This window comes from Salmonella sp. 32120201201600049SM, from assembly GCF_017572835.1.
Classification (GTDB): Bacteria; Pseudomonadota; Gammaproteobacteria; order Enterobacterales; family Enterobacteriaceae; genus Salmonella; species Salmonella enterica.
Window position 1 is genome coordinate 433,810 of sequence record NZ_JAGESA010000004.1, and the last position, 10,737, is coordinate 444,546.

13 protein-coding genes and 1 rRNA gene are annotated in these 10,737 nt (G+C 53.0%); 6 read left to right on the plus strand and 8 right to left on the minus strand.

Annotation, left to right across the window (positions count from 1 at the left end):
* The first annotated feature begins 9 nt into the window (after positions 1-9).
* Positions 10-1,302, plus strand: a complete 1,293-nt coding sequence (tilS, locus tag J4650_RS12625) for a tRNA lysidine(34) synthetase TilS (RefSeq protein WP_023993164.1) — start codon at positions 10-12, stop codon at positions 1,300-1,302.
* 83 nt (positions 1,303-1,385) lie between these two features.
* Here the strand turns inward: tilS and rof are convergent, their stop codons facing one another.
* Positions 1,386-1,646, minus strand: a complete 261-nt coding sequence (rof, locus tag J4650_RS12630; RefSeq protein ID WP_000062330.1) for a Rho-binding antiterminator — start codon at positions 1,644-1,646, stop codon at positions 1,386-1,388.
* Complete coding sequence (locus tag J4650_RS12635) at positions 1,633-1,833, minus strand: YaeP family protein (RefSeq protein ID WP_001518678.1); 201 nt, start codon at positions 1,831-1,833, stop codon at positions 1,633-1,635. Before J4650_RS12635 ends, rof begins: the two co-directional genes overlap by 14 nt.
* Before the next feature lie 197 nt (positions 1,834-2,030).
* On the opposite strand from J4650_RS12635, the gene J4650_RS12640 reads away from it, so the two are divergent.
* From J4650_RS12640 to nlpE, 3 genes are read left to right on the plus strand one after another with little or no spacing between them, the layout of a single operon-like run.
* The gene (locus J4650_RS12640; RefSeq protein ID WP_001185319.1) at positions 2,031-2,576 is read left to right on the plus strand and encodes a YaeQ family protein; all 546 of its coding nucleotides are present in this window, start codon (positions 2,031-2,033) and stop codon (positions 2,574-2,576) included.
* Positions 2,573-2,995: an alternative ribosome rescue aminoacyl-tRNA hydrolase ArfB gene (gene arfB / locus J4650_RS12645; protein WP_000560523.1), complete on the plus strand. Its 423-nt coding sequence runs from the start codon at positions 2,573-2,575 to the stop codon at positions 2,993-2,995. The genes J4650_RS12640 and arfB overlap by 4 nt, the downstream gene beginning before the upstream one ends.
* Before the next feature lie 31 nt (positions 2,996-3,026).
* Positions 3,027-3,728 carry an envelope stress response activation lipoprotein NlpE gene (nlpE, locus tag J4650_RS12650; protein WP_000252580.1) on the plus strand — a complete coding sequence of 234 codons (702 nt, stop codon included), beginning with the start codon at positions 3,027-3,029 and terminating at the stop codon, positions 3,726-3,728.
* 73 nt (positions 3,729-3,801) lie between these two features.
* On the opposite strand, the gene proS is transcribed toward nlpE, so the two are convergent.
* The 6 genes from proS to metN form a co-directional block, all read right to left on the minus strand.
* Positions 3,802-5,520 (minus strand): proline--tRNA ligase, encoded by a 1,719-nt coding sequence (gene proS, locus J4650_RS12655; protein WP_023993163.1) that lies wholly within the window; start codon positions 5,518-5,520, stop codon positions 3,802-3,804.
* 110 nt (positions 5,521-5,630) lie between these two features.
* Positions 5,631-6,338: a tRNA (N6-threonylcarbamoyladenosine(37)-N6)-methyltransferase TrmO gene (gene tsaA, locus J4650_RS12660; protein WP_000093988.1), complete on the minus strand. Its 708-nt coding sequence runs from the start codon at positions 6,336-6,338 to the stop codon at positions 5,631-5,633.
* On the minus strand, positions 6,335-6,739 hold the full coding sequence (gene rcsF / locus J4650_RS12665) for an Rcs stress response system protein RcsF (protein WP_001202315.1): 405 nt from the start codon (positions 6,737-6,739) through the stop codon (positions 6,335-6,337). The genes tsaA and rcsF overlap by 4 nt, the downstream gene beginning before the upstream one ends.
* Before the next feature lie 118 nt (positions 6,740-6,857).
* Entirely contained in the window at positions 6,858-7,673 is an 816-nt protein-coding gene (gene metQ / locus J4650_RS12670; protein WP_000874215.1) for a methionine ABC transporter substrate-binding lipoprotein MetQ, read from the minus strand.
* A 38-nt stretch (positions 7,674-7,711) separates the two neighbouring features.
* The gene (locus J4650_RS12675) at positions 7,712-8,365 is read right to left on the minus strand and encodes a methionine ABC transporter permease MetI (RefSeq protein WP_001287486.1); all 654 of its coding nucleotides are present in this window, start codon (positions 8,363-8,365) and stop codon (positions 7,712-7,714) included.
* Positions 8,358-9,389, minus strand: coding sequence for a methionine ABC transporter ATP-binding protein MetN (gene metN / locus J4650_RS12680; RefSeq protein ID WP_000594015.1), 1,032 nt, complete (start codon positions 9,387-9,389; stop codon positions 8,358-8,360). The genes J4650_RS12675 and metN overlap by 8 nt, the downstream gene beginning before the upstream one ends.
* Before the next feature lie 189 nt (positions 9,390-9,578).
* On the opposite strand from metN, the gene gmhB reads away from it, so the two are divergent.
* Both gmhB and J4650_RS12690 read left to right on the plus strand, forming a co-directional pair.
* Complete coding sequence (gene gmhB / locus J4650_RS12685) at positions 9,579-10,145, plus strand: D-glycero-beta-D-manno-heptose 1,7-bisphosphate 7-phosphatase (protein ID WP_023993926.1); 567 nt, start codon at positions 9,579-9,581, stop codon at positions 10,143-10,145.
* Positions 10,146-10,515: 370 nt separating this feature from the next.
* Positions 10,516-10,737, plus strand: a 16S ribosomal RNA gene (locus J4650_RS12690); the annotation flags it as partial.

Here is a 10,737-nt window from a genome sequence, read left to right on the forward strand (position 1 = left end):
GCATGGATCATGACCACTCTCACGTTGAATACCTCGTTACTCTCTTCTCGCCGTATTCTGGCTGCCTTTAGCGGTGGCCTGGATTCTACGGTGCTTCTGCATCAACTGGTGTTGTGGCGAGAACGCCACCCTGACGTTACGCTGCGTGCTATCCATATTCATCACGGTTTAAGCCCTCATGCTGATAGCTGGGTGCGGCATTGCGAAACCATATGCGAACGCTGGCAGGTTCCGCTGGTAGTGGAGCGGGTGACGCTGGCAGATAATGGCCTGGGTATCGAGGCCCATGCGCGTGAAGCGCGCTACCGGGCGTTCGCACAGACGCTATTGCCTGGCGAAGTGCTGGCAACCGCGCAGCACCTTGACGATCAGTGTGAAACGTTCCTGCTGGCGTTAAAGCGCGGCAGCGGTCCGGCCGGACTTTCCGCGATGGGAGAACGCTCGCCTTTTGCCGGAACTCTGCTTCTTCGCCCGCTGTTGAGAGAAACGCGGAAGACGCTGGAACAGTGGGCTGTGCGTCATGGCTTATGCTGGATTGAAGATGAAAGCAATCAGGATGACGCCTACGATCGCAATTTTTTACGCCTGCGCGCGCTTCCGCTCTTGCAGCAGCGCTGGCCGCATTTTCCTGCGGCGGTAGCCCGTAGCGCGACGCTCTGCGCCGAGCAAGAAAGGCTGCTGGACGAGCTTCTGGCCAGCGATCTTACGGACTGTATCACGGCGGAGGGAACATTGCGGCTCTCTCCATTAATGTCGATGAGCGATGTACGGCGGGCGGCGATTTTGCGTCGCTGGCTGGCGATGCGTAATGCGCCGATGCCCTCTCGCGACGCGCTGGAACGTATCTGGCAGGAGGTGGCGCTGGCGCGCGACGATGCCTCTCCCTGTTTACGCTTTGGCGATCGCGAGATTCGCCGTTATCAGTCGCAACTGTGGTGGATTAAATCCGTGGCCGGACAACACGAAACGACGGTCGCCTGGCCCGTCTGGCAAACACCGCTGGCGCTGCCTGCCGGCTTAGGGACGGTACAGCTCGTTCCTGGCGGCGAACTGCGCCGACCGCGAGAGGAAGAATCCGTCAGCATTCGGTTTAAGGCGCCAGGGTTGCTACACATTGTGGGACGTCACGGCGGACGTAAATTAAAGAAAATCTGGCAGGAGCAGGGGATCCCGCCCTGGCGACGAGATACCACGCCGCTGTTGTTTTACGGCGAAACGCTGATTGCGGCTGCGGGTGTTTTTGTGACGTGTGAGGGAGCAGCAGAAGATAAAGAAGGGGTGAGTCTGGTTTGGCATGCCTGATGGCGCTGCGCTTATCAGGCCTACGTATCGCATGGAACGTAGGCCGGATAAGGTGCTTGCACCACCATCCGGCAACAAAATACTCAGGATTCGCTAACTACCACGGTACCAATTTCCGGGTGGCTGAAACTGGCGATTTTATCGAGACGAAGCTCACAAGACTCGCCGGAAACCTCGGCAAGCAGATATTCTACATTTTTACGTAAGATCAAATCGTTCGCTTTTGCCTGCAAAACCTCGCCATCTTTTAACGTTAGCGTCAGTATTAAATGATGCATGCAGGCAAGCTCAAGACTATCGTAGTCATCGCAATTAATGGGTTGATACGTTTCATTCATTGACATAATCGCTCACCAGTAAGTTCGCGGCAGCATAAGCTGCCTTTTCCCTGACCGACTCTGAAAGGGCGCTATCTGCCGCCACTTCATTAAGCACTTTCAATACACAACCCAGCGCATCCGGGACATACCCTAAGTCTCCGCTGGCGATTTCCGCATACCGCTTGCGTACTAACTCACAATATTTTTCCACACGCCCTCCTGTCAGCATTCTGACTTAACCGTGGATGCAAGTCTAAGCCTACGAAGTTAAATCTTGTTTAGCAAGGTGACTATACCATACTCATTTGCGCAATATCAGCGCCTGACGCGAGTGGGTAAAAGATTCGTTAACAGCCTTTTAGCGCGGTTTTCGCTACAATGGGCGCCTGATTCGAAAGGAGTTTTCTCATGGCGCTTAAAGCGACAATTTATAAAGCCGTCGTCAATGTGGCTGACCTTGATCGCAACCGGTTTCTGGATGCGGCATTGACGCTGGCGCGTCACCCTTCTGAAACGCAGGAGCGCATGATGCTGCGCCTGTTGGCATGGATAAAATATGCTGATGAACGGTTGCAGTTTACACGCGGGCTCAGCGCGGAAGATGAGCCGGAGGCCTGGCTGCGTAACGATCATCTGGGCATCGATCTCTGGATAGAGCTGGGGCTGCCGGATGAGCGCCGTATTAAGAAAGCCTGTACTCAGGCGAGCGACGTCGCGCTCTTTGCTTATAACTCCCGGGCGGCGCAAATCTGGTGGCAGCAGCATCAAAGCAAGTGCGCGCAGTTCGCTAACCTGTCCGTCTGGTATCTGGATGACGGGCAACTGGCGCAGCTCAGTGAATTTGCCGATCGTACCATGACGCTACAGGCGACGATTCAGGACGGCGCAATCTGGCTTTCTGATGCTCGGAATAATCTGGAAATACAGCTAACCGCCTGGCAACAGCCCTCATGATTGCCATCTCCCGGACGGTCTCCATAGCCGACAATGAGCTGGAAATTACGGCCATTCGCGCGCAGGGCGCGGGTGGTCAGCACGTAAATAAGACCTCTAGCGCGATTCATTTGCGCTTTGACATTCGGGCCTCTGGCCTGCCAGAGTATTATAAACAGCGTTTGCTGACGGCCAGCCACCATCTGATAAGCGATGATGGCGTCATTATCATTAAGGCGCAGGAGTTCCGGAGCCAGGAGCTCAACCGGGACGCGGCTATCGCCAGGCTGGTTGCCGTCATAAAAGAATTAACCGCGGAGCAGAAAAGCCGTCGCGCAACCCGTCCGACGCGTGCCTCGAAAGAGCGCCGCTTGTCCTCAAAGGCGCAAAAATCTTCTGTAAAGGCGCTTCGCGGCAAAGTTCGTCGTCCACTGGATTGACGGGCAGGAATAGCAATTTCATAAGGATTTTATGGTGAGAACAGCAATATTGTCAGTAGCGGCAGCCTGTACGCTATTTGCATTGATAGGGTGTAATAACCGTGCGGAAGTTGACGCCCTGCAACCTGCGCAGGCGGCGGAATTAAAACCCATGCAGCAAAGCTGGCGCGGCGTGCTGCCCTGTGCGGATTGTGAAGGTATTGAAACGTCACTGTTTCTGGAAAAAGACGGCACATGGGTGATGAACGAGCGCTATCAGGGCGTGCGCGAAGAACCTTCCTCTTTTGCGTCATACGGTACCTGGGCGCGGACGGCGGATAAACTGGTGTTAACCGACAGCAATGGCGAGAAATCGTATTATCGCGCGAAAGGCAATGAGCTGGAGATGCTCGACAGAGAAGGCAATCCGGTGGCTTCGCAGCTTAATTATACGCTTGTGCCTGTTACCGCCAGCCTGCCGGTAACGCCAATGCCGCTGCGTGGTATGTATGTATACAGGGCCGATGCGGCGACCTTTACCGATTGCGCGACCGGAAAACGGCTGCCGGTCGCCAGTAACGCCCAGCTTGAGCGCGGCTATCTGGCGGCGAAAGGTGAAGCGGAAAAACCGGTGCTGCTGACGGTAGAAGGGCATTTTGTGTTAGCCGCGAATCCGGACACGGGCGAGCCGGTAAAAACGCTAATAGCTGATAAAAATGTGAAGTTTGCGCCGGGTAAAGATTGCACTCACTAATAAAAGGCCTCGCAGGGTGCGAGGCCTTTACATATCTGCCGGATGGCGCCGGGCAATCCCAACAAAATGTCGTTTAGCCTTTAATCGCCTTGACCAGATAATCAACGATATCGCCGGTTTTAATCAGCGATTTTTCACCGCTACGACGGTATTTATACTCAATATCGTCGTTATCCAGGTTGCGATCGCCAATCACGATAGTATGTGGAATACCAATCAGCTCCATATCGGCAAACATCACGCCCGGGCGCTCTTTACGGTCGTCCACCAGCACTTCAATGCCCTGCGCGCGCAATTCGCTGTACAGCTTTTCCGCCAGCTCCTGCACACGGAAGGATTTGTGCATATTCATCGGCAGAATAGCGACCTGGAAAGGCGCAATGGCGTCAGGCCATACAATGCCGCGCTCGTCAAAGTTCTGCTCGATAGCCGCGGCAACGACACGTGTTACGCCGATACCGTAGCAGCCCATTGTCAGGATCTGGTTACGGCCATCTTCACCCTGAACGGAGGCTTTCAGCGCTTCTGAGTACTTGGTACCTAACTGGAAGATGTGACCCACTTCGATACCGCGTTTGATAAGCAACGTTCCCTGACCGTCCGGACTCGGATCGCCGGCGACTACGTTACGGATGTCGGCAACAACAGGCGTCGCCACATCGCGATCCCAGTTAATACCAAAGTAGTGTTTACCGTCGATGTTAGCGCCAGCGGCAAAATCGCTCATGGCGGCAACGGTACGATCGATGATGACCGGAATCGGCATATTGACCGGGCCGAGGGAGCCAGGGCCGGCATTAATCACGGCGCGAATCTCTTCTTCAGTAGCGAAGGTCAGCGGGCTGGCAACGTGCGGCAGTTTTTCCGCTTTAACTTCATTCAGTTCATGATCGCCGCGAACCAGCAGAGCCACCAGCGGAGACTTGCTGTCTTTCACCGCTTTAACCAGCAGCGTTTTTACCGTTTTTTCAATTGGCAGGTTGAATTGTTCCACCAGCTCCGCGATGGTTTTGGCATTTGGCGTATCGACCAGAGTCATTTCCTGCGTCGCCGCTGCGCGCGGCGTTTGCGGCGCGATAGCTTCAGCCAGTTCAATGTTAGCCGCGTAATCAGAAACATCAGAGAAAACGATATCGTCTTCGCCACTTTGCGCCAGCACCTGGAATTCATGCGAGGCGTTGCCGCCGATAGAACCGGTATCGGCCTGTACCGCGCGGAAATCCAGCCCCATACGGCTGAAGATACGGCTATACGCGGCGTACATGGCGTCATAGGTTTCCTGCAACGACTCCTGAGAGGTGTGGAAAGAGTAAGCATCTTTCATCAGGAATTCGCGCGAACGCATCACGCCAAAGCGCGGACGCACTTCATCACGGAATTTGGTCTGGATTTGGAAGAAGTTCAGCGGCAACTGCTTATAAGAGCTGAGTTCATTACGCACCAGATCGGTGATAACTTCTTCGTGGGTCGGGCCGAGTACGAACGGACGCTCGCCACGGTCGACAAAACGCAGCAGTTCCGGACCGTACTGTTCCCAACGACCACTCTCTTGCCACAGGTCGGCTGGCTGAACGACTGGCATCGACACCTCGATAGCACCGGCGTTGTTCATCTCTTCACGCACGATGTTTTCGACTTTTTTCAGGACGCGCAGGCCGGTCGGCAGCCAGGTATATAACCCGGAGGCGAGCTTGCGGATCATCCCGGCGCGCAGCATCAGCTGGTGGCTGATAACCTCGGCGTCGGCAGGTGTCTCCTTCAGAGTGGAGAGCAGGTATTGGCTAGTACGCATGTTGTTACGGTTCCAGTTGAACGATCGAACAGGCTCAATGTGAGCCTGATACAAAAAAAGTGATTTAGTTTACCAGCGTGCAAGAGATGTCAAAAGAGAAGGGCGTGAAATTACCGTGGTTCCAGCGCAAACACTTCAAATCCGGTGTTAACTACACGCCAGCGCACGTTAAAATCATGCAGCCAGACGGCATAGGTTTTGCCCGTCTCTTCACCCTTACGATAAGCCGGGCGAGGATCTTGCGCCAGCACATCGCAAATAAATGTCCGTAGCTGCGGATAACGCCTTTCCAGCGTCGTAAGCTGTTGAGCCACCTCAGCGGTAAAACTCACGGGCATTTCAGCTATCGGCGCCTGTTGCGCATAGCTGGCGGCGGCGTCCGGTAAGGCCTCGGCAAACGGTAAATACGGTTTAATATCCACGACCGGCGTGCCATCCACCAGATCCAGACTGCCTAATTTCAGAATTACGCTCTCTTTCCGGCACTCGATACCTTTTAGCGCAACGAGCGACATGCCAATCGGATTGGGGCGGAACGTGGAGCGCGTGGCAAAAACGCCCATTCTGGCGTTACCGCCAAGACGGGGCGGACGAACTGTCGGCCGCCAGCCGCCGTCCATCGTCTGATGAAAAACGAAAAGCACCCACAAATGGCTGAACGCTTCCAGGCCGCGAACGGCATCGGCCTGGTTGTAAGGCGCTATCAGATGCAGTTCGCCGCAGGCGCTTTTGACCAGACCAGGCTGGCGCGGAACGGCGAATTTTTCTTTATAGGGGGAGCGAATAACGCCGATTTGTTCAAACTGAAAGCTGCTCATTTCGCCGAAATATTCAGGGCGGACCCGATACAAACCGCCTGACGATAGCAGCCTGGCGTGCCGCTGGTAATTTCACAGCTGTGCAGCAGGACGGCGTTGGCTTTCATTTTAGATGCATTAATCTGCATACGCTTGCGCGCAGTTGGAATGTTAGGCGGAGAGTCTTGATTTGTCGCCTGGCAGGATTCGCCGCTAACTTCGCCAAGATCGCGGAAAGGTTTGCCGACTAAGTCTTCAGCATTGGTGTAAATCCTGACGGGAGCGGCACGCGGCGCTTTAGGTTTCTCCGGCTCCGCTTTTGGCGGGGTTGCGGTGCTTTGAACGGGTTCAACAGGGGATCTGCTTAGCATGGAACAACCGCCCAGCATGAGTGCCAATAAACAGATCGGTAAAGCACGCATAATATTTCCTCAATGAATGTTCTAATTGCCAGATATTGAATCAGGAGCTTGCATAAATGACAAGACGGGCAATAGCCCGTCCTGAATAATATTACAGATTGTGGAATCAGCCTAAAACTTACCAGCCTTTCACCGCGCCGCCATTAAAAACTTTATTTGCGGCTTCGTACACTTCATCAGACTGGTAAGCCTGAACGAATTTTTTCACATTCTCGGCGTCTTTGTTATCTTCACGCGTCACGATAAGGTTAACGTACGGAGAATCTTTATCTTCAACGAAGATACCGTCTTTCGCTGGCGTCAGGCCAATCTGGCTGGCGTAAGTCGTATTGATGACCGCTAACGCGATCTGCGCGTCATCCAGCGAACGCGGCAACTGCGGCGCTTCCAGCTCAACAATTTTCAGATTTTTCGGGTTTTCCACGATATCCAGCGAGGTAGGAAGCAGACCGACGCCGTCTTTCAGTTTAATCAGTCCTACTTTTTGCAGCAGCAACAGGGAACGACCAAGGTTGGTCGGGTCGTTAGGCACAGCGACCTGGGAACCGTCCTTGAGCTCATCCAGAGATTTGATTTTTTTGGAATATCCTGCAATGGGATAGACAAAAGTCTTACCAACGGAAACCAGTTTGTAGCCGCGATCTTTGATTTGCTGATCCAGATACGGTTTGTGCTGGAAGGCATTGGCATCGATGTCGCCTTTGCTCAGCGCTTCATTAGGCAGAACATAATCATTAAAGGTCACCAATTCCACGTCCAGGCCGTATTTTTCTTTCGCGACTTTCTGCGCGACTTCGGCAACTTGCTGCTCTGCGCCAACGATTACGCCGACTTTAATATGATTTGGATCTTTTTCATCCTGACCGCAACCCGCAAGTGCCAGAGAACCAATCAGAGCACCCACTGCCGCAAAGGTTTTGAATTTGAACGCCATGCTTATTTCCTTAATGAGTATTTGTGTTGTGTTTAACGTTACTTATGCGTGACAGCCCTGACGATGCGATCGCCGGATAACTGAATTAAATAAACCAGAACGACAAGTAATACCAGCACCGTATTCATCACGGTAGCATTGTATCCAATATAACCGTACTGATAGCCGATTTGACCGAGGCCGCCTGCGCCGACAGCGCCGCCCATTGCGGAGTAACCGACCAGGGTGATCAGTGTAATGGTTGCCGCATTCACCAGACCAGGCAGCGCTTCCGGTAAAAGGATTTTACGTACAATTTGCAGCGGCGTGGCGCCCATCGCTCGCGAGGCTTCAATCAGCCCGGCAGGGATCTCTAACAACGCATTTTCCACCATACGGGCGATAAAAGGCGCGGCGCCGACGGTCAGCGGTACAATTGCGGCCTGCAAACCAATGGAGGTGCCGACAATTATTCGGGTAAAAGGAATCATCCACACCAGCAGGATGATAAAGGGAATCGAGCGGAAAATATTGACCACCGCAGAGAGGGAGCGATACAGCCGGGCGTTCTCCATAATCTGCCCCGGGCGCGTAACATACAGCAATACGCCAACCGGCAGGCCAATCACGAAACCGAAGAAACCGGAGACAAAGGTCATCGCCAGCGTTTCCCAAACGCCACGAACCAGTAACCACATCATTGCCTCAGACATAACCCAGTACCTCTACTTTCACATGGTGATCCTGCAGCCAGGCAATTGCGGCTTGCGTCTCTTCTTGTGTGCCGTGCATTTCCGTTAGCATAATGCCGAACTTCACACCGCCCGCGTAATCCATCTGCGCGCTAATAATATTATTGTTCACGTTGAAACGACGCGCGGTTTCAGAAAGCAGCGGGGCATCCACAGACTGCCCGGTGAACTCCATGCGCAGCATCGGCACGCTGTCAGTTTCCGGCGACGCTTTCAAACGCGCCTGGTAATCTTCCGGAATGTCCAGGTGCAGAGTGGACTGAATAAACTTCTGCGCCAGCGGCGTTTTAGGGTGCGAGAAGACTTCGCTGACCGTATCTTGCTCAATAAGCTCACCATTACTGATGACGGCAACGCAGTCGCAGATACGTTTTACGACATCCATTTCATGAGTGATAAGCAGAATCGTCAACCCCAGACGACGGTTGATATCTTTCAGCAATTCCAGAATCGAACGGGTCGTCGCGGGATCAAGCGCGCTGGTGGCTTCATCGCACAGCAACACTTTTGGATTACTGGCTAACGCGCGGGCAATCGCGACACGCTGTTTCTGACCGCCGGAAAGATTTGCCGGATAGCTGTCGTGCTTGTCGCCAAGACCGACTAAATCCAGCAGCTCTGTGACACGGCGTTTGATCTCTTCCTTTGGTGTGTTATCCAGTTCCAGCGGCAACGCGACGTTGCCAAACACGGTACGGGAAGAGAGCAGGTTAAAATGTTGGAAAATCATGCCGATTTGACGGCGAGCTTTGGTCAACTCAGACTCTGAAAGCGTTGTCAGCTCCTGACCGCCGACCATTACGCTTCCTTCAGTAGGACGTTCAAGTAAGTTTACGCAGCGAATGAGCGTACTTTTACCGGCGCCGGAGGCGCCAATGACGCCGTAAATTTGTCCGGCAGGCACGTGCAGGCTGACATTGTTCAGCGCCTGAATGGTGCGCGCCCCCTGCTGGAACACTTTGGTAATATTCGAAAGTTTAATCATTGATTCTTTATTATCGTAATGAAATGAGCGGAGGCATTTTCGTCTGCCTAATACGGTCAACGCCGTCAACAGAATGGATGTTAAGGCATCCAGACGTCTAAATCAATCAGGCTTTATACGATGAGCACTTTCTTGCCTGCTGAAACATGCGATACTAGCGCCACTTGCTTTACTCAGGAGCTATAAAAGGTGGCAAAGTCTGTACCCGCAATTTTTCTCGACCGTGACGGCACCATTAATGTGGATCACGGCTACGTACATGAAATCGATGCATTCGAGTTTATAGAAGGTGTTATTGACGCGATGCGCGAGCTAAAAAAAATGGGCTATGCGTTGGTGGTGGTGACGAACCAGTCCGGAATCGCGCGCGGCAAATTCACTGAGGCGCAGTTTGAAACGTTAACCGAATGGATGGACTGGTCGTTGGCGGATCGCGATGTTGATTTGGACGGCATCTATTATTGTCCTCACCATCCGCAGGGCAGTATAGAAGAGTTCCGTCAGGTATGTGATTGCCGCAAGCCGCATCCAGGAATGCTTATCTCGGCGCGTGATTTCCTGCATATCGATATGGCGGCCTCTTATATGGTGGGAGACAAGCTGGAAGATATGCAGGCGGCAGCGGCGGCAAATGTCGGGACAAAAGTGCTGGTGCGTACGGGCAAACCGGTCACGGCAGAAGCAGAAAACGCGGCGGACTGGGTGTTAAACAGCCTTGCCGATCTGCCATCGGCGATAAAAAAGCAGCAAAAATAAGCGTTATGGATAAAAGATGAGCGGTTAAAACAAAAATGCATTTTTCCGCTTGTCTTCCTGAACCGACTCCCTATAATGCGCCTCCATCGACACGGCGGATGTGAATCACTTCACACAAACAGCCGGTCGGTTGAAGAGAAAAATCCTGAAATTCAGGGTTGACTCTGAAAGAGGAAAGCGTAATATACGCCACCTCGCGACGGTGAGCTGAAAGCCGCGTCGCACCTGCTCTTTAACAATTTATCAGACAATCTGTGTGGGCACTCGAAGATACGGATTCTTAACGTCCTCGGACGAAAAATGAATACCAAGTCTCAAGAGTGAACACGTAATTCATTACGAAGTTTAATTCATTGAGCATCAAACTTTTAAATTGAAGAGTTTGATCATGGCTCAGATTGAACGCTGGCGGCAGGCCTAACACATGCAAGTCGAACGGTAACAGGAAGCAGCTTGCTGCTTTGCTGACGAGTGGCGGACGGGTGAGTAATGTCTGGGAAACTGCCTGATGGAGGGGGATAACTACTGGAAACGGTGGCTAATACCGCATAACGTCGCAAGACCAAAGAGGGGGACCTTCGGGCCTCTTGCC

Excerpts from the sequence above, each read along its gene's own strand:
- tilS (WP_023993164.1), top strand. The coding sequence starts at position 10 with ATGACCACTCTCACGTTGAATACCTCGTTACTCTCTTCTCGCCGTATT.
- rof (WP_000062330.1), bottom strand. The coding sequence starts at position 1,646 with ATGTCAATGAATGAAACGTATCAACCCATTAATTGCGATGACTACGAT.
- J4650_RS12640 (WP_001185319.1), top strand. The coding sequence starts at position 2,031 with ATGGCGCTTAAAGCGACAATTTATAAAGCCGTCGTCAATGTGGCTGAC.
- arfB (WP_000560523.1), top strand. The coding sequence starts at position 2,573 with ATGATTGCCATCTCCCGGACGGTCTCCATAGCCGACAATGAGCTGGAA.
- nlpE (WP_000252580.1), top strand. The coding sequence starts at position 3,027 with ATGGTGAGAACAGCAATATTGTCAGTAGCGGCAGCCTGTACGCTATTT.
- proS (WP_023993163.1), bottom strand. The coding sequence starts at position 5,520 with ATGCGTACTAGCCAATACCTGCTCTCCACTCTGAAGGAGACACCTGCC.
- tsaA (WP_000093988.1), bottom strand. The coding sequence starts at position 6,338 with ATGAGCAGCTTTCAGTTTGAACAAATCGGCGTTATTCGCTCCCCCTAT.
- rcsF (WP_001202315.1), bottom strand. The coding sequence starts at position 6,739 with ATGCGTGCTTTACCGATCTGTTTATTGGCACTCATGCTGGGCGGTTGT.
- metQ (WP_000874215.1), bottom strand. The coding sequence starts at position 7,673 with ATGGCGTTCAAATTCAAAACCTTTGCGGCAGTGGGTGCTCTGATTGGT.
- J4650_RS12675 (WP_001287486.1), bottom strand. The coding sequence starts at position 8,365 with ATGTCTGAGGCAATGATGTGGTTACTGGTTCGTGGCGTTTGGGAAACG.
- metN (WP_000594015.1), bottom strand. The coding sequence starts at position 9,389 with ATGATTAAACTTTCGAATATTACCAAAGTGTTCCAGCAGGGGGCGCGC.